This window comes from Streptomyces eurocidicus, assembly GCF_002891295.1.
Lineage (GTDB): Bacteria > Actinomycetota > Actinomycetes > Streptomycetales > Streptomycetaceae > Streptomyces > Streptomyces eurocidicus.
On the sequence record NZ_LGUI01000002.1, the window covers coordinates 749,689 to 767,513 of the forward strand.

General features: G+C 74.2%; 16 protein-coding genes. 5 read left to right on the plus strand and 11 right to left on the minus strand.

Features of this window, described 5'->3' with window-relative positions:
• Positions 1-130: 130 nt before the first annotated feature.
• The 4 genes from AF335_RS08125 to AF335_RS08140 all read right to left on the minus strand — a co-directional run bounded on the left by AF335_RS08125 (position 131) and on the right by AF335_RS08140 (position 5,428).
• Positions 131-2,506, minus strand: a complete 2,376-nt coding sequence (locus AF335_RS08125; protein WP_146045466.1) for a hypothetical protein — start codon at positions 2,504-2,506, stop codon at positions 131-133.
• Positions 2,503-3,450, minus strand: a complete 948-nt coding sequence (locus AF335_RS08130; protein WP_228773150.1) for a hypothetical protein — start codon at positions 3,448-3,450, stop codon at positions 2,503-2,505. The genes AF335_RS08125 and AF335_RS08130 overlap by 4 nt, the downstream gene beginning before the upstream one ends.
• Positions 3,451-3,619: 169 nt before the next feature.
• Positions 3,620-4,303 (minus strand): Crp/Fnr family transcriptional regulator, encoded by a 684-nt coding sequence (locus AF335_RS08135; RefSeq protein ID WP_102917579.1) that lies wholly within the window; start codon positions 4,301-4,303, stop codon positions 3,620-3,622.
• A gap of 417 nt (positions 4,304-4,720) precedes the next feature.
• Entirely contained in the window at positions 4,721-5,428 is a 708-nt protein-coding gene (locus AF335_RS08140) for a TetR/AcrR family transcriptional regulator (protein WP_102917580.1), read from the minus strand.
• A gap of 126 nt (positions 5,429-5,554) precedes the next feature.
• Between AF335_RS08140 and AF335_RS08145 the strand changes: the two genes are divergently transcribed.
• Positions 5,555-6,256 (plus strand): NAD(P)-dependent oxidoreductase, encoded by a 702-nt coding sequence (locus tag AF335_RS08145; RefSeq protein ID WP_102917581.1) that lies wholly within the window; start codon positions 5,555-5,557, stop codon positions 6,254-6,256.
• A gap of 186 nt (positions 6,257-6,442) precedes the next feature.
• Entirely contained in the window at positions 6,443-7,027 is a 585-nt protein-coding gene (locus AF335_RS08150) for a YceI family protein (RefSeq protein ID WP_102917582.1), read from the plus strand.
• A 192-nt stretch (positions 7,028-7,219) separates the two neighbouring features.
• On the opposite strand, the gene AF335_RS08155 is transcribed toward AF335_RS08150, so the two are convergent.
• Complete coding sequence (locus AF335_RS08155) at positions 7,220-7,414, minus strand: hypothetical protein (RefSeq protein ID WP_102917583.1); 195 nt, start codon at positions 7,412-7,414, stop codon at positions 7,220-7,222.
• Between the two features lie 107 nt (positions 7,415-7,521).
• Positions 7,522-7,890 (minus strand): MerR family transcriptional regulator, encoded by a 369-nt coding sequence (locus tag AF335_RS08160; RefSeq protein ID WP_102917584.1) that lies wholly within the window; start codon positions 7,888-7,890, stop codon positions 7,522-7,524.
• 65 nt (positions 7,891-7,955) lie between these two features.
• Between AF335_RS08160 and AF335_RS08165 the strand changes: the two genes are divergently transcribed.
• Positions 7,956-9,095: an alkene reductase gene (locus AF335_RS08165; RefSeq protein WP_102917585.1), complete on the plus strand. Its 1,140-nt coding sequence runs from the start codon at positions 7,956-7,958 to the stop codon at positions 9,093-9,095.
• A gap of 151 nt (positions 9,096-9,246) precedes the next feature.
• Here AF335_RS08165 and AF335_RS08170 read toward each other — a convergent pair whose 3' ends face one another.
• On the minus strand, positions 9,247-10,104 hold the full coding sequence (locus AF335_RS08170; protein ID WP_311775609.1) for a DMT family transporter: 858 nt from the start codon (positions 10,102-10,104) through the stop codon (positions 9,247-9,249).
• A gap of 283 nt (positions 10,105-10,387) precedes the next feature.
• On the opposite strand from AF335_RS08170, the gene AF335_RS08175 reads away from it, so the two are divergent.
• Positions 10,388-10,927, plus strand: coding sequence for a flagellar hook-length control protein (locus AF335_RS08175; protein ID WP_102917587.1), 540 nt, complete (start codon positions 10,388-10,390; stop codon positions 10,925-10,927).
• A gap of 96 nt (positions 10,928-11,023) precedes the next feature.
• Here AF335_RS08175 and AF335_RS08180 read toward each other — a convergent pair whose 3' ends face one another.
• The 4 genes from AF335_RS08180 to AF335_RS08195 all read right to left on the minus strand — a co-directional run bounded on the left by AF335_RS08180 (position 11,024) and on the right by AF335_RS08195 (position 15,866).
• Positions 11,024-14,329, minus strand: coding sequence for an AfsR/SARP family transcriptional regulator (locus tag AF335_RS08180; protein ID WP_146045467.1), 3,306 nt, complete (start codon positions 14,327-14,329; stop codon positions 11,024-11,026).
• A 135-nt stretch (positions 14,330-14,464) separates the two neighbouring features.
• Positions 14,465-14,911 carry a hypothetical protein gene (locus AF335_RS08185; RefSeq protein ID WP_102917589.1) on the minus strand — a complete coding sequence of 149 codons (447 nt, stop codon included), beginning with the start codon at positions 14,909-14,911 and terminating at the stop codon, positions 14,465-14,467.
• Complete coding sequence (locus AF335_RS08190; RefSeq protein WP_102917590.1) at positions 14,908-15,396, minus strand: hypothetical protein; 489 nt, start codon at positions 15,394-15,396, stop codon at positions 14,908-14,910. The genes AF335_RS08185 and AF335_RS08190 overlap by 4 nt, the downstream gene beginning before the upstream one ends.
• Positions 15,397-15,425: 29 nt before the next feature.
• Complete coding sequence (locus tag AF335_RS08195; RefSeq protein ID WP_102917591.1) at positions 15,426-15,866, minus strand: hypothetical protein; 441 nt, start codon at positions 15,864-15,866, stop codon at positions 15,426-15,428.
• 212 nt (positions 15,867-16,078) lie between these two features.
• On the opposite strand from AF335_RS08195, the gene AF335_RS08200 reads away from it, so the two are divergent.
• Positions 16,079-17,716: an aldehyde dehydrogenase family protein gene (locus AF335_RS08200; protein ID WP_244926957.1), complete on the plus strand. Its 1,638-nt coding sequence runs from the start codon at positions 16,079-16,081 to the stop codon at positions 17,714-17,716.
• Positions 17,717-17,825: the final 109 nt, after the last annotated feature.

Here is a 17,825-nt window from a genome sequence, read left to right on the forward strand (position 1 = left end):
TGTTGCTGCTCCTTGGGACGGTTCGGTGCGGCGGGGAGCCGTGGAGATCACCGGGTGAGGACGGGACGGGCCCGCGCGACCGGGTCGGCGGCTGTGCGCCGGACCCGGCGGGCGCGGGGATCGGGCTGCGTCACGGCACGGGACAGGGCGCCGGAGCGGTCGGCGGGAACAGGGTTCCGCGCAGCCGGAGGGCCACGGCGAGCGGCTCGGGGCCCGCGCCGTCCCGCAGGTTCTCCAGCAGGTAGGTGAGCCGCTTCGCGTCCTCGACCGACACGGCCAGGAGGGGAAGCAGCTCCGCGAGGGCGCGTTCGGCGTCCGGGTCGCGGCCGGCGGCCCGGACCCAGCGGCGCATGGCCTCCAGGCCGGACCCGGAGCACACCGGGTCGTTCAGGACGCTCCGCCACAGCGCGGCGAGCGACTGCCGGAGCAGCCCGCCGGGGGTGCCGGCCGCCGCCTCCGCACGGGCGAAGAGGTCGAGGAGAAGGGGGCGGCCGGTGCCGTCGGCGCCGTCCGTGGGGCCGCAGGCGTGGACGACCGTACGCAGGACGAGGTCCCGGGCCGTGCCACCGCGCGTCAGGGGAACGAGCGCGGGCCACAGTTCGGCGGCGGCGGCGCCGGCCGCGCAGGCGCCCGCGTCCTGCCCGGCGGCGAGCAGCAGGGTGGCCGCGGACTGGGCGAGCTCGTCGAGTTCGTCCGGCCAGGAACGGCGTGCCTGGGCGCTCCTCCCGTCCAGGGCGCGTGCCGCCTCCAGCAGCGCTTCGACGGCCTCCCGGGGGAAGGCGTCCCCGATCAGGGCGTACGTGCGCACCGCCGCCCGGCGCAGCCGGTGGTCGGGCGTCGTGCACCAGCCCCGCAGGATGCGCGGCACATGCGGCGCGCCCAAGTGGTGTGCGAGGGCGAGCGCGTTGGCCGCGGCCAGCCTGGCGCGCAGCCGCCGCTCGACGGCCCACGGCCGGATGAGCAGTGCCATCGTCGAGGGCAGGTCGGTCCGCGCCAGCACGGCCGCCGTGGAGGCGGCCCGGGTGCGGACGACGGGACGCGGGTCGTCGGCCAGCCGGCGCAGCCAGGCGACGAGGGCGGGGCGGGCCGACGGGTGGCCGGTCCAGACCTCGCGGAGCAGGGTGATGGCCGTGAGCGGGTCGCGGAACTGCACTTTCGTCTGGAGCACCGGCCCCCATTCGGTCTCCTCGGCCTCCTGGTAACGGTCGGCGCGGGCGTGCTCGACGCGCTGGGCGCTGGAGGTGCCGAAGACGGGGATGCGGGTGGGTTCCCCCGGGTTCTCGATGTGCTGGAGGAAGCCGAAGAGGACGTCGCTGAGCTCGGCCGTGAGCGGGTAGGGGGCCTCGTCGAAGGTGGCGAGGGCGATCAGGAACGCCTTGTCGTGGAGGGAGTGCTCCGTGCTGTCGAACCACTCCCGCACCTGCTGCTCGGCGGCGTAGTGGCCGAAGCCGGCGAGCTCCGCCAGGGAGAGGGCGCCGCGGGCGTGGTCGGCGATCCGGTCGGCGAAGCGGGCCAGTTCCGCGACGGGCCTGCGGTGCCCGAGTACCGACCGCACCTCGGGCAGCGCGAGGAGGTCGTCGGCGTGGTGCCCGGCCAGATCCTTGTGGCGCAGATGGCCGCGGATCAGCGCGGCGGGCTCCGGGGGCCGCCACGGTACGTGCCCGTCGTCGCCGTGGACGACCGGGTGCGGTCCGACCACGATGACCAGATGGCCGTCGAGCGTGTGCAGTCTCTCGCTCAGGGCGCGTAAGTGGTGCTCGCGCAGCGGGCGTTCGGCGGTGGTGGGGAAGTCGGCGACGAGATGCCCGCACCGCTCGCGTAACTCCCCGGCGAGGCGCCCGGGGGAGAGGGCCGGGTCCAGGGCGCGGTAACCGGTCGAGCCCACGGCGCGCAGCAGCATGAGGGCCGCGGCCTGCCGGCCGGTCGTCGCGGGGCCGGACAGGACGGTCACGCGACGCAGCCTGAGCCTGGTGAGCGCGAGGTCGAACGGGCTGCCGGGCTCCCACTCGCCGCAGGTCGCGTCGGCGTGGGACGCCGGGTCGGCGGAGGCGGCGTCCTCGGCGTGCGGTGGGAAGACGAAGTGCCCGGCCAGCGTCTCCACCTCCGCGACGGGGATCTCGCCGGACCGCTCCTCGCCGTCCCCGCCCAGGTGGTACTCGACCTTGCTGCCGCCGAGGATCACATCGCCGGTCACCTGGCCGCCGCTGACCCCGTGCTGGTCGCCGCCGACGAGCGAGCCGCCCAGCTGCGCGGCGCGGCCGAGCACGATGGCCGGGCTGTGGCGGTAGAGGTCCTGACGGGAGTCCCAGGCGTATTCGAATTCGGTGTCGGCTTCGGCGTGCGGGTCGTCCGGGTCCGGGGCGTGGCCCGGGCCGGGGTCCGGCTCGGCGGGTGCCTCCGGGCCGGCCGGAGCGCCTTGTGCCCGGTCGGGTCCGCCCACCGGTCCGCCCATCGGCCCGCCGGCCGGTTCGGCCCCCGGAGCGGGGTGCTCGTGAGGTGCGTTCACGACCGGCCCCCGTTCTCGTCCCGGCCGTTTCCGCCCTGTCCGTTCCGGCTCCGGGCGCCGTCGCCGCGGCCGTCGCCGGTACGGCCGTCGGCCGCCTGCTTCGTGACGGATCCGCCGAGCACGACATCGCCGTTCACCGTGCCGCCGCTCACCCCGTGCTGATCGCCGCCGACCACCGAGCCGTGGATCACCGGGGCGCCGTGGAAGTGGAAGACCGCGCCGGCGGGCCGCTCCTGCGGCGGTGCCTCGGGCCGGGGCGGCGCCTGGGCCCGGTGGCCGCCGGACGGGGCGGCCGCCGGACGCTCCCACCCGGCGGCCTCGCGCGACCCGCCGTCCGCCGCTCCCTCCGGGGCCGGGGACCCTTCGCCCTGGTGGAGCCAGGCGGACAGCACACCGTCCTTGACCGTCACGTCCGTTCGCCGGAACAGCTCCGGCCGGACGCCGCGGTGGCCGTGCCGGACGACCCCTTCGTACACCGGAGTGCTCACGGCGAGGACGCAGTGCGCGTCCGTCCGGGCGGCGAGGGCGTCGCGCAAGGCGTCGGAGTCCAGCAGCCGGAACGCCTGGTTGAGGTCGTGTCCGACCAGTCCGCCGGTGGTGCCCGCCTGAGGGTCGTGGGCGACCTCGCCGGCGGCGAGCACCATCCGCAGCCGCATCTGGGCGCTGCCCGAGGCCAGCCGGTTGTGGTCGTGGAGGAGTTCGGGCGTGACCGTGAGGAGCGCGCGCAGGACCGCGGTCTTGGCCACGTCCCCGCTGAGGAGCACGATCAGACCGTCCCCCCGGTCCTCGCGGTACTGCTGGGTGGCCTCGACACCGGCTGTCACCAGGGTCTGGTCGACGACCGTGTTCAGGGTGCGCCGGAGCACCGCCTGCACCACGTCGTCGCGGCGGCTGAACCGCTCGATGTCGAGGAGGAGGATGGTCCGGTTGACAGGCTCGCGCATGGCCGCCTTCCGCTGGAGACGTGGGCCGTCACGGCCCTTCGGGACACCGAAAAGATGCCACCGATACGGAGTTTGAGGCGACGGAACCTAGCACATTCCCATTGTGACCACGTACACACAGCGACCTGGTACCGTGCCCGGCCCGGGGCCGGGACAACCGGAGTCTCCATCACCGGTTTTCCCGGGGCACCATCTTCCGCAGCACGTCCGGGCGTACGACCACCAGGCCCCGGCGGCTGGTGCGTACGATCCCCCGCTCCCGCAGCCCCTTCAGCAGCCGGGCGACGGCTTCCCGGGAGGCGCCCACCGAGCCGGCCAGCTCGCTCTGGGTGAGGCCGGGCGTCAGCTCCACGCCCTCGGCCGAGTCCTCGCCATGACTGTCGATCAGCTCCAGCAGCAGCAGGGCCAGCCGTTCCTGTACGTTCAGCGCCGCGTACTGCACGCGGCGGCGGTCGCTGTCGCGCATCCGGTCCGAGGTCAGCGCCAGCAGCTTCCGTGAGATGCCGGGCCGTTCCGCCAGGAGGCCGCTGAACCGGCCGGCGTCCACGGCGACGGCCTCGACCCGCTTCAGCGCCGTCACCGTCGCACCGCGCGGCCGTCCGCTGAGCACGGCGCCCTCCCCGACGATGTCGCCGGGTCCGCGCAGGGCCAGCAGTGCTTCGTAGCCGTTGGCGGCGGCCGAGGTCACCTTCGTCCAGCCGGAGAGCAGGATCAGCACGTGCGCGGTGGGCTCGTGCTCCCGCAGGAGCACCTGCCGCGCCGGGAAGACGAGGGGCGTCCCGCTCTCGAAGAGCGCCTGCCGGTCCTCGGCCTCCAGCCGGACCACGAACGGAACCCCGTCCTCGAACCTCATCCGCCGTCTCTCCCGCCTGCTCGGCCGCGCCGGACACGCGGCACCTCGGGGAGACAGCCTCCACGCGGGCGGGGCAGGAGGCAACGCTTCTCGTGCCGCACCACTCCGCCGGGCATCGGCGGCATCTTCTTCGAAGAGGTGAACAAAAGCCTCCACAGGGCGGTTCGGAGAGGCGGGCCCGTCATTAAAACTAGAAGTTCCTTCTAGAAAAAGACTTCAGTTCGGATGGGTGGTCGGGCACACTTGGCCGAAGCGCGCCCCCGCGGACGGGACCTGGAACGGCCTGGACCGGGCGGGCGCGCGCGAAGGGGCGGCGGATCCACGGGGGGACTCGCCGCCCCTTGTCATGGGTGGTGTCCGGGGGTGTCTTCCGCCCGGCCGTCGCGCGGGGCGCACCCGTCGTCGTGCGGAGGGCCGTCAGCTCTCGGGCGTGAGGTCCAGGGACCGGATGAGCTGGGTCAGCTCGTCGCGGAAGAGCTTGTCCGGGTTCGTGGTCTGGGTGTGCAGATGGCCGTAGATCTCCAGGGTCACCAGGCCGTGCAGATGGCCCCAGATGCGCAGGGCCAGCGCCACGCCGGCGGGAGGAAGACCGGGGAAGGCCGGGCGGACCTTGTCGAGGAGCGCGGGGTCGAAGTCGGACCACTGGAAGTCGCTGTCCGCGTAGAGGCGCTCGGCGCGCGGCCAGGCGGCCGCCGCGAGGGCGGTCAGGCTCGCGCAGACCCGGTGCGCGGCGTCCGGGGCGGCGCCGCCCTCGGGGGCCTGGTAGCCGGGCACGGGGTCGCCGTAGATGAGGCGGAAACCCTCGGGATTGGCCAGTGCCCAGCCCCGGAAGGCGTGCGCCCACACCCGGATCCGGTCGGCGGGGGCGGCCGCGGGGTCGGTGTCCCCGGCGGCGTCGGCGAGCGAGGTGTACACGTCGTCGATGAGCGTGGTGACCAGCTCGTCGCGGGTGGCGAAGTAGCCGTAGATGGCGTTGGCGGTCATGCCCATCTCGCGGGCGATGGCGCGCAGTGTGATCGCACCGGGGCCGCCCGAGGCCATCAGCCCCAGCGCCACGCTCTTGATCTCGGCGGTCGTCTCGGCCCGCAGCCGTGCGCGCCGCCCTGTGGTCCCGGTACCTGTCACTCCGTCACTCTACAGCGTCACTTTATTGGTGGTTGTGAGAAAACTTCACGGCGTATAGTTTCTTCACAGAGCGCAGACGGGCGGCGGGGAGCCGCCCGCAGCCGCCGGAACAGCAAGGGGAGAGCCATGCACATCGGAGTGATCGGCGCCACCGGCACCATCGGCAGCAGGGTCGTCACGGAAGCACTTGACCGGGGGCACCGCGTCACGGCGCTCACCCGCGACCCCTCGAAGATCGACGAGAGCCGCCCGGGCGTCACCTGGGCCGGCGTCGACGTCCTCGACGCCGCGAGCATCGCCGCCGTCCTGCCCGGCCTGGACGTACTGATCAGCGGATTCCAGCCGGGCAACGCGGCCAAGGACCTCGCGGACACCCTGGAGCGCTCCATAGCCGACCCCACGGTCCACACCACGGCCGCCCGGGCGCTGCTCAAAGCCCTGGACGGGCACCCCAGGACCCGGCTGATCGTGATCGGCGGGGCCGGCAGCCTGGAGACGGCGCCCGGAGTGGTGCTGGCCGACGACGAGGACCGGCTGTACGAGACCCTCGACCGCGTCGGACTGCCCCGGGAGTACGCGGCCGCGGTCCGCGGAGCCCGGGACGGCCTGAACGTCCTGCGCACCTCGAACCGGCTGTGGACCTACTTCAGCCCCGCCGAGGACATCGCACCCGGCGAACGCACCGGCCGCTTCCGCATCGGCGGCGACCAAGCGGTCCGGGACGCCGCCGGACTCAGCCGCGTCTCCGCGGAGGACGCCGCCGTGGCCCTGATCGACGAGGTGGAACTGCCCCGCTTCGTCCAGCGGCGCTTCACGATCGGATACTGAACCCGCGCGCGGGGCGGGCGACGAGGCGCCGGGAGGCCGCGGCCGCCCGCTGTCCGGGGCGTCCCGGCGCGGCGGCCCCGGGGGCGGCCCTTGGCCGGGACGCCCGCGGGCGCACGGGACACCCGCGGCCTATCCTGGCGTCGAGGGGTGCGGGCCACCCGGCCGGGACCCCGCCCGGGAGGTGCCATGGGCGTCACCAGATGGTTCTTCGAACCCGGCCACACCGGCGCCGAATTCCGCGCCAGACACATGATGGTCACCTATGTGCGCGGGCAGCTGAAGAACGTGCGCGGCTCGCTGGAGGCCGATCCCGACGACCCGGAGAACGCCCGGGTGGAGGCGGTGATCGACGCCACCCAGGTGTACACCGGCGAGGAACACCGCGACGCGCACCTCCGTAGCGCGGACTTCTTCGACTGCGAGAACCACCCGCTGTGGACCTTCACGGGAACGCGCGTCCACCAGGCGAGCGCGACCGAGTTCGAGGTCACCGGCGATCTCACCATCCGGGGAGTGACCCGCCCCGTGACGTTCGACGTCACGTATCTGGGGCAGTGGGACACCCCTTGGTGGGAGGACGGCCGCGACGCGGGCCCCCGGCGCAGGGCCGGGTTCACCGCCACGACCCGCATCGACCGCCAGGACTTCGGGGTGAGCTGGAACGACGTGGTCGACCGGGGAGGCGTCGTCGTCAGTGACATGATCGACGTCACGGTGGACGTCGAGGCCGTCCTGGACGTCGACGGCGCCTCCGCGCCGCGCGCGAGTTAGGCCCTCCCCGGAGCGCGAGCCTTCGGCAAGCCGCGAACGGCTCTGCCCGGCGGTACCGGTGGACCGGACGGCCGGTTCAGTCGGCGGGGAAGAACACCTTGACGATGCCCGTTTCGATCGGGTGAACCTTGCAGTGGTAGCGGAAGTCGCCCGGGGTGGAGAACGTCCGCCCGCACGTCGCCCGTGGGTCGCTCAACGCCGCCGGCCGAGCCACTGCCGGGGTGTGTGCCGTGGCGGCCGGGCCACGATGTCACCGCCGGTGGACCGGCCGCTCAGTACCACGCGCAGTCGCACCGGAGCCTCCGGGCCGGTGACCGGGCGGACCTTGACGTCACCGCGGCTGTACGTGACGTCGTCGGCGTCGACCACGATCCCCGGTCCGGTCACCAGCCTCAGATTTCCGCCGACGCGCAGGTCGACGTCGACGTACAGGGTGCCGGAGCGCGTCGCCCGCCCGGCGCTGCCCGCGGCGGTCCCGGCGCGAGGGCCGGTGGTCAGGTGTGCGCGCCGAGCGAGGCCGTGGTGATGACTTCGTCCAGGACGTCCCGGGAGCGGACCAGATCCGTGATCATCCGGTCGATGCGTTCCCGCTCCGTGGTGAGCTCGGTGACCAGCTGCGGGGTGGCGTTCTCGGAAGGACCGCCGTCCGCGTCCCGCATGCAGGGCAGCAGCACCGCGATCTTCTTGCTGTTGAGCCCCGCGGCGTACAGTGCCTGCACACGGATGACCCGGTCGACCGCCCACTCGCCGTACCGCCGTTGGCCACCGGGGGTACGCTCCGCCCTCAGCAGCCCCTGCGCCTCGTAATAGCGCAACGAACGCTCGCTCACCCCGCTGCGCCGCGCCAGCTCACCGATCCGCATTCCCCACCTCGCACGCCATGACGGGACTTGAACCTGACACCAGTGTCAACTCCTACCGTACCGGCATGACGAACACCGCAGACCTCTCCCGCCTCTTCGAACCCACCCGCCTCGGCCCCCTTTCGCTGCCCAACCGCCTGGTCATGGCACCGCTGACCCGCAACCGTGCCGGTGCCGACGGCGTCCCGCAGCCGATCATGGCCACCTACTACGCCCAGCGCGCCTCCGCGGGCCTGATCATCGCCGAGGCCGCCACCCCGAACGCCGTCGGGCAGACCTACCCCAACATCCCCGCGATCCACGACGAGAAGCACGTGGCCGGGTGGCGGCAGGTCACCGACGCGGTACGGGCCGAGGGCGGCCGGATGTTCCTGCAACTCCAGCACGGCGGCCGGGTCGGCCACCCCGACAACAGCGGGCTGACCCCCCTCGCCCCCTCGCCGGTCCCGCTCCCGGAGACCATCCACACCCCCACCGGGCGCAAGGAATCCGTCGTGCCCAGGGAGATGACCCTCGACGACATCCGCTCCACCGTGGCCGACTTCGCCACCGCCGCACGCAACGCCGTCGACGCCGGCTTCTCCGGAGTGGAGGTGCACGCCGCCAACGGCCACCTCCTGCACCAGTTCATGGCCCGGAACACCAACCGCCGCACCGACGGCTACGGGGGCTCGGTCGCCGGCCGCATCCGGTTCGCCGTCGAGGTGGTCCAGGCCGTCGCCGAGGCCGTCGGCCCCGACCGCGTGGGCCTGCGGATCTCCCCGGGAGTCACCGTCAACGGCATCGACGAGGGCGACACCGAGGCCCTCTACCCGGCCCTCGTCGACGCGCTCGCGGACGCGGGACTGGCCTATCTGCACTTCGTCTTCGCCGACCCGGACCAGCCCCTCTTCCAGCGCATCCGGGCGGCCTGGCCGGGCACGCTGATGGCCAACCCGGCGCTGGGCTGGGGCGGCCCCCTGCCCGCCGACGGCGGCAGGCACGCGGGCGAGCGGCTGCTGGCCGCGGGAGCCGACCTGATCTCCCTGGGCCGGGCGTTCCTGGCCAACCCCGACCTGGTCGAGCGCCTGCGCGTCGGCGCACCGCTCAACCAGGTGCGCGACCGGCACATGATGTATGTGGGAGGGGAGACCGGATACACCGACTACCCCACGCTGGCCACCACACGGCGGCCGGCCGGGACGCCCGAGCTCCTCGCCGCGTGACGTCCGCCGCCGGCCGTTCGCGGGCGCTGACGGGCCCCACCGGCTTCGGCGACCGCGGCGGTGTCCCGGCGGGAGGGGCGGACTTCACGGATCCGCCCTTCCTCGACCCGGCTCGTCCGCGGTACCGGGAACGCGACCGGGTCGGCACGGCTCAGCCCCCGGCCGGCGCGAAGGCCCGTGACTCGACCCGGGGCAGCACGAGCGCCCCGGCCGTGACCAGGGCGAGGCCGAGGACCTCGGGGACCAGCCACCAGCCGGTACGGATCGCCTCCCCGAACACGAGGACGCCCAGCGAGACGCTCACCAGCGCGTCCCCCAGGATCAGGGCGGGCTGCGAGGCCAGGAGCGGCCCGGACTCCATCGCGTTCGACAGCAGGAACAGCGACCCCGCCCCCACGGCCCCGAAGGCGTACGTCTGCCAGCAGGTGAAGAAGGCGCCGGCGCCGTACCGGTCGAAGACGCCGACGGCGGAGTTCATCAGGGCCGCGGTCAGCGCGTACCCGATCGCGGCCGCGGTGGCGAAGAGCGCCGCACGCGCCTTGCCCCGGGGACGGGACAGCGCGGCGAGGACGCACAGCGCGGTCACCCCGACGGTGACCGCCAGCGCGATCCCCCACTTCTGCCAGGTGACGTCCATCCGTTCACCGGCGGGGGCCGCCGCCACGAGCGCCATGGCGACGCCCGCCGTGACCGAGACGATCGCCGCCCAGCCGTGGAAGGGCAGCCGGCGCCGGAAGACCACGCTCGCGATCACGATCGCGAAGACGAGTTCGGTGACGACGATCGGCTGCACCAGGGCCAGCGAACCGGCCGCCAGTGCCAGGGCCTGGAAGACGGCCGCGCACACCACCGCCGCGATGCCGCCCAGCCAGACCGGGTGACGCACCAGGTCGAGCATCAGCCGCGGGCTGAACGCGTCCGCCGAGGGCACCTTCCGCGCCGCCACCCGCTGGAGCACCACGGCCGAGGCGTTGCTCAGCGCGGCCAGGACGGCGAACAGCACTGCCACCACATCTCTCCCTCCGCCGGCCGGAGGCCACGACGATGGCAGCAGCACCGCCCGCACCGCACTCGCCCTGCCGGAGAACGGCGGCCGATCACACGACCGGCCGCCCCGCGCCGCGTCCGGGCCCCTTGCCGGGTGTGCGCCACCGCCGGCCGTCCGCATCGCGGAACCCGGCCGACGAGCCCTCCTGTGCGGTGTCCGGTTCCCTCCTAGGATGTTCTGTGAAGAGCGTGAAGAATCCCCAGCGCACGCCATGCGTCTCTGTCACGTCCGGTGAGGGGAAAACATGCGCTCGTCGAAGACGGTCCTCGCTCTCGGTGCCGCGGCTCTGGCCGTGGCGGGGGGTATGACGACCCCCGCCGCGGCAGCCGCGGCTCCCTCCGTGAACGCCAACGGGAAGGCCATGACCTGGACTCTGCTCGCGGACGGCCCCAGCGGAACGGTGCAGGTGGGCGGTGGTCCGCTGAGCAACGCCTACCAGGGCGACACCGCCACGACCACGGCCCTGCCCCTGCTCTGCCTGAGAATCGACGGCCGCCCCGCCCCCGCGGGCATCACACCCGGCTTCTACGCGGGCTGGGCCCGGGGCACGGTCGCTGCCACCGGCCCGATCCGCGGCACCCGCCTGACCGGTCGCGCGGTCGCCGACGCGGTCTGTGCCAACAACTTCGGCGCGGGCTGGCGCATGGCCGAGTTCCACGACGGCAAGTACGGTCCCGACCTCCAGAACTCGGGCGGCTGGAGCTTCTGGGCCTACGGCGACGTGCCCCTCGGCACCCGCTTCTGGACGGCCATCGACGACCAGCCGGCCAACCCCTGGAACTGAGACCGCCGCACTCCCGCGCCCCGGCGGGCCGGGCGGCGGCGAACGCGGCGCAGGCTCGGTCCGCCGGGGCGCGGAGGACGCCGTTGACGAGGACGCTCAGGCCGCGACGAGCTCGCCGAGCCGCCTGCGCTCCGGAACGCCGAGTTCCTCGAAGACCGCGAGGGCGGCGCGCCAGTGCGGAAGCGCTGCCTCCGGGCCGTGCAGGGCCTGTTGCGTCAGCCCGTACACATACAGGGACCTGGCCATGACGAGCCGCTGGCCGTGCCGGCGCGCCAGCTCCAGCGCCCGCCCGGCGTAGCGGACCGCGCGCGGCCGGTCGCCCAGGTCGAGATGGGCGTGGGCGATGCCGGCGAAGGCGCGGGTCCGGGACAGGAGCAGCCCGGTCGCCCGGATCCTGCCCAGGGCCTGGCGGCCGTAGTGCAGGGCCCGGGCGGGCCGGCCGTCGGCCCGGTACGCCTCGATCAGGCTGGTGAGCACCCTCACCTCGCCGTAGCCGAAGTGGAGCTCGCGGGCCAGGCTCAGGGCGCGGTGGTAGTCGGTGAGCGCCGCCGTGGTGTCCCCGGTGCACCGCCGGACCGTGGCGAGGGCCTCCAGGGCCGCCGCCTCGTGGACCCTCTCCCCGGTCCAGCGGCTGAGGCTGATCGCCTGACCGGCGTCGGTGGCGGCCTGTTCGTAGTCGCCCGCGTCGCAGCGGGTGCCGGAGAGATGCGACAGGGCGTTGTTCTCCAGATGCGGGTTCCCTAGCCGCCGGGCCAGCTCAAGGCACTCCGAGAACGCCGCCAGCGCGGCGGCGAGGTCGCCCTGGAACCACGCCACGATGCCGGTGCCGGACAGCGCCTGGCACAGCGTGGCGCCGTTGCCCGTGCGCCGGCTGAGGGCGAGCGCCTGCTCCTGTCTGCGGAGCCCGAGGCCCGGCCGGGCCGACAGCAGCTCGGCGACCCCGATGTGGTGCAGCGTCAGCGCCTGCGCGTCGACGTCGCCCGCCCGCCGGGCCAGCGACAGGGCCTCCTCCTGATAGCGGATGCTGTGCCCGGGACGGCCCAGGTGGACATTGGCCAGCCCGAGGCTGAAGAGGCTGCCGGCCTGCCCGGAGACGTCACCGGTCCGGCGGCTGATCGCCAGCGACCGGCTGTGGCACCGGTCGGCCTCCTCGTAGCCGCTCAGCAGGAAGTGGATGTCGCCCAGCAGGCCGAGTACGGACGCCTCGGCGCGCTCGTTCCCCGCCCGGCGGGCCGCGACCAGGGCGGCGTCGCACACCGCGAGCCCCTCGGCGCCGTGCCCCCGGGACGTGAAGTAGCCGCGCAGGGCGTCCGCGAGGCGCCAGGCGTGGTCGAGGCGGCCCAGGTCGAGCGCCCGGCGCGCGGAGGCCACCAGGCTGGGCAGCTCGCCGTCCAGCCAGTCCAGCGCCTCCGCCTCGTCCCTCGGCCCCGGGCACCCGGTGCCCGGGGCGGGCGGGTGCGACGGTCCGCGGGGCCGGGGGTGGAGGAGCGCCGTGGCGGCGCGAGCGGTCGTCAGATAGAAGTCGAAGAGCCGGGCGCGTGCCGCGGGCGCGCCCGCGTCGCCCTCGGCCCGCGCGGCGGCGTACTCCCCGAGCAGGTCGTGCACCCGGTAGCGGCCACCGCCGCCGGCGGACACCAGGTTCGCGGAGACCAGCGTGTCCAGCAGCGGCGCCGCCCCGGCGGGGGAGCGGTCCATCAGCACCCCGGCCGCCGGACCGGCGAAGTCCGGGCCCGGCAGCAGGCTCAGCCGCGCGAAGAGGGTCGCCGCGGGCTCCGACAGCCTCCGGTACGAGAGGTCGAAGGCCGCCCGCACCGCCGCTCCCTCGTCACCCGGGGAAACGAGCTGGGCCAGCCGGCCGCGTGAGCGCAGGACGTCGACGTAGCGGGCCACCGGCGTCCGCGGCAGGGCGTCGACGTTCGCCGCGGCGATCCGCAGCGCCAGGGGGAGCCACGCGCACTCGGCCGCCAGTGCCCGTACGGCCCCGGGCTCCGCGTCCGCCCGGGCCGGCCCGAGCAGGCCGGTGAGCAGGGCCACCGACTCCTCGTCGGTCATCGTGGTGAGCCGGATCCGGTGGCCGCCCTCGATGGCGGCCAGCCCGCGCAGGTCGTCCCGGCTCGTCACGATCACCGCGCAGCCCGGGCCGCCGGGGAGCAGCGGCCGCACCTGGCGCGGCTCGGCGGCGTCGTCGAGCAGCACCAGCACCCGCCGGTCGGCGAGCAGGCTCCGGTAGAGGCCGGCCCGCTCCTCCTCGTCGGCGGGGACCTGATGGGCCGGCAGCCCCAGCGCCCGCAGGCACCGGCCCAGGGCCACGGCCGGGGCCAGCGGGGCCGCGCGGCAGTGGCCCTGGAGGTTGACGTAGAGCTGGCCGTCGGGGAAGCGGGCCCGGACCGCGTGGGCGACGTGCAGGGCGAGCGTCGTCTTGCCCACGCCGGGCTGGCCGGTGACGATGCCCACGGGCATGGCCTCGCCGGCCCCGCCGGGGGAGCCCCGCCGCCCGTGTGCCGGCGAGGTCAGGAGCCGCGTCAGGGTACGGACCGGGCCGGTTCTGCCGACGAAGCAGCGCGGCGCCGGGGGAAGCTGGCAGGGCGTCACCTCCCAGGGGCCGCGCTGGGCTCTCGGCCCGCCGGCCTCCGCCCGGCCGGGAGCCGCGTTCCCGGTGAGGATCAGCTGGTGCACACGGTCCACGTGCTCGCCGGGGTCGATGCCCATCTCGTCGCGGAACAGCCCGCGCACCCGCCGGTACGCCGCCAGCGCCTCGCCCGTACGGCCCGACCGGGTCAGGGCGAGCATGAGAGCGGCCCACAGCCGCTCGCGCAAGGGGTGCTCCCGCGTCAGGGCGTCGAGCTCCCCGACGATCTCGGCGTGCCGGCCGAGCCGCAGCTCGACCTCGGCCCGCCGCTCCAGGGCGTGCAGCCGCTCGTCCGTCAGCCGGGTGGCCGCGCCGCGCTGGAGCGACTCGGACGGTACGTCGAGCAGCGCCGGCCCCTGCCACAGCGCGAGCGCCTCGCTGAGCAGGGCGGACTCCTCCACCGCGGCACCCGTCGTATGGGCGGCGCGGGCCCGCTCCAGCAGCTCGTGGAAGGCCGTCACGTCCAGTTGGCGCGGGGTGATCTCCAGCGCGTAGCCGTTCGGCCGGGTCCGTACGAGCGGGGCGCCGTCCGGACCCTCGCCGAGGACACGGCGCAGACGCATGGTGTAGACGTGAACCGTGTTGCGCGCCGAGGGAGGCGGGTTCTCGCCCCACAGCCGGTCGACAAGGGTGTCGAAGGGGACGGTCCGGTTGGCTCCGAGGAGCAGGGTGGCGAGAAGGACACGCAGCTTTCCGGCCGTGAGCGGCACGGGTGTCGTTCCCCGGAACACCTCCATGTGTCCCAGCAGGCGGTAGCGCAACTCCGTCACCACCGCGCCACCCCCCTCCACGACGTCGCGTACGAGGTGTCGGAAGCACAGTAAGTCCGGTTCGCGCGCAGGGGACAGCGCTGTTCGAGCCAGGCGGCCGGGCACCGACCGTACGGGCCCGGCCGGTACGGATCCGGTCTACCGCCACGGGCAGCGCGGGAGTCCCGGGTAAGGGTCCTGGTCGGTCCACAGGTGGTCGGCCGGAATGCTGCCCCAGCCGAGGACGGAGGGGATCTGCACGGTCTCCTGGCCCTGGGTGTAGTACCAGACGCTGTTGCCGCCCGGGTGCGGGTCGCCGAGCGTCCAGCACACGAACCAGCTGGTGGTGGTCTTGAGGAGGCCGGTCACGGGGGCGAGGAAGGCGGCCCGGCCGTAGAGCTGCCCGGGAGCGTTCTCGCAGTACAGGTCCTTGGTGAAGAAGTTGCCGAGGGTATCCGCGTGAAGGCTGTTCTCCCGCAGGTAGCAGGTGCGCGCGGGGCCGGCCGGGGCGGTGCCCGAGCCCGCGCCCGCCGCCGGGGTGACCGACAGCGCGGCCGCAGCGAGGGCGGCGGCCACCGCCCCGGCCCGGCGCCCCGCCGGCCTCATCGGTGGCCCCTCTCCACGGCCTTCATGGACGGCACGCACGGCGGCAGGCCGGGGAACGGGTCGACCGTGGTGGTCAGCCGGTACGCGGGGACGTACCCCCAGCCCTTGCGCATCGGCCAGTTGAGGATGCGGTCGCCCTGCGTGTAGTACCAGACGCGGTTCTGGCCGGCGTGCAGCTCGCCGGTCTCCCAGCACACGAACCAGCTCAGGGTGGTGACGAGCTTGCCGACCACCGTGGCGTAGTTCTCGGGCTTCGCGTACACATCGGCGACGACGTTCTCGCAGTACAGGTCCGTGGTGAAGGTCTTGCCCGCGTAGTCGGTGTGGGAGACCCCGGTCCTGATCTGGCAGATGCCCCGCGGGCCGGGTACGCCGGGAGCGGCGGCCGCCCCGGGCGCCGCCCCGGCCAGCGCCGCGACGGTGACGACGCACATGGCGAGGGCCGTCCGGCCCCGCCGGCCGGGCCCGGTCGCTGTCGGTTTCACGCGCTTCCTCCTTCCCCGGTCGGGTCCGGTCACGCCCACCGGCACTTGGGCACCCCGGGCGCCGGGTGACCGTCCGCGTACAGCAGATGGCCGGGCAGATAACCCCAGCCCTTCGCACCCGGCCGGTCGACGATCACATTGCCCTGTGTGTAGTAGTAGAACTCGTTTCCGCCCGGCGGCGGATCGCCGGTCTTCCAGCAGACGACCCAGCTCCGGGTGGTCAGCAGCATCGACACCACCGGGCTCGTCGGATACGTCTGCAGGCGCAGTTCGCTCGGGGAGTTGTCGCACACCACGTCGTGGTCGAACCACATGCCCGTCCAGTCGATGTGCTCGACGCCCTCGCGCGTCACGCACGGCGCGCTCGCCGCGCGCGGCTCACCCGAAGCCGGGGGCGCGGCGCACAGGATCGTCACCGCGGCCGCCACGGCGGCCGCCGTCCAGGTCCGGGTCCCGCGCACGGGCGTCACCCCCACTCCTCCCGCCCCTCCGGGCGTCACACGGGCCCGGCGAGGGCCCGGCCCAGTGTGGCCCGGGCGGCTGACATCCCTCTGACGGCCTTGTCAGCCGCGTGTCAGATGGCCGTGTAAGGATCCGGACACGGGCAGCGAGCCGCAGGTCTGGGGGGCGTCGACGGATGGTTTTCTCTGGAACGCAAGCCGACGGGTCCCGGAACCGGCCAGTGGTGTCCCCACCCGCCCCACCGGCCGCCCGCGACCATCCATTACGCAGCTACCTCTCCTATCTCGCGGGTGAGGACGTCCCGGGCACCGGCTGGGTCTACACCGTCACGTCCCGCTCCCTCCTGGAGGACGTCTTCGCCAGCGTCTCCCTCAAACGCGAGCTGGAACGCGACCCCCACTCCACGGCGGCGGACCACCCCTATGTGGTCGGCCGGGTCGCGGTCGCCTCCGCCCGGGACAACGCCCGCGCCCTGGAGGCCGCCGCCGAGGCCGCACCCGCCTGGGCCGCCGTCCCCCTGGACCGCCGCATGGAGCTGGGCGCCGCCTTCCGCCGGCAACTCATCCGGCACCAGGACGAGTTCCTCCGGCTGCTGACCGCCGAGGCGCACCCCCTGAAGCTGGCGCGCTGGGAGCTGAGCTGCCTGCTGGCGGTCTACGGCGAGGAGAGCGGCGACTGGTACCGCCGGCAGATGCACACCGAGTTCCGGCACGCCGGCAGACGGCTGATCGTGCGCCGCGTCCCCGACGGCGTCGTCTGCCTCAACCCGCCGCAGAACGCCCCGGCCCCCAGTGCCGCCCTCGCCGTGCTGGCGCTCATGGCGGGCAACTCCGTCGTCGTACGGGCGCCGCGCAGCATCGCGCTCAGCACGATGTACGTCATGCGCGAGCTCGTCGCCCCGCTCCTGGAGGACATGGGCGCCCCGCCGGGCACGCTCGGGGTCGTCTGCGGCAACCCCGGGTCGACGCTCGACCTCTGGGTCGACAGCCCGCTGGTCGACGACATCTTCTACATCGGCGGCTGCGAGGAGGGCCTACGCCTCCAGCGGAGATGCGTCGACAAGGGCAAGAAGCCCATCCTGGAGCTGGCCGGCAACGACACCGTCACCGTCTGGAAGGACGCCGACCTCGACCTGGCCGCCCGGGCCGCCTGCGAGGCGTTCTACGGCTCCGGGCAGATCTGCATGGCGCCCAACCGCGTCCTGGTCCACGAGGCCGTCGCGGGCGAACTGACCCGGCGCATCGTCCGCGAAGCCGCCCGGATCCGGCCGGGATACCCCGAGGACGAGGGGGTGCTGCTCTCCCCGGTACGGCGCAGCGAGCGGTTCTTCGCCCTGCTCGACCAGGCCCGGACCGCCGGTGCCGAACTCGTGTGCGGCGGCCACCGCACCGAGCTGGACGGCACGCGCTCGGACACCGGGGTCTTCCTGGAGCCGACCGTGCTGCGCGTCGACGGGCTGGCGGCCGCCCGGCGCGTCGACGCGGTGCAGCAGGAGACGTTCTTCCCGCTGCTCCCCGTCGTCTCCGTCGGGCCGGGCGACGACGGCCCGCTCCTCGACGAGACGCTGGCGTTCGTCGACGCGGGCGCGCACGGACTGCGCAACTCCCTCTGGACCCGCTCGGACGAAGTCGTCGACGCCTTCCTGCGCGGGGTCCGCAACGGCGGGCTGCTCAAGGTCAACGACTCCCACATCGGCTTCCTGCCCTACCTGCCCAGCCACGGCGGCACCGGCCTGACCGGCGGCGTCTTCGGCGAGGCCAACTATCCGATGCTCAAGACCTCGCACCTGCAAGGGGTCAGCGTCAGCGCCGGATCCGACCCGCGGCGCGCCGCCTTCGGCGACCTGTGGGGCGGCTGAGCGGCGCACGCTCCGGTACGGCGCCCTCCCCGGCGGCCCGTATCACAGCGGCCCGTACGGCGACGGCCCGTACGGCTGTGGCGCGTACGGAGCCGGGCCGTACGGAGGA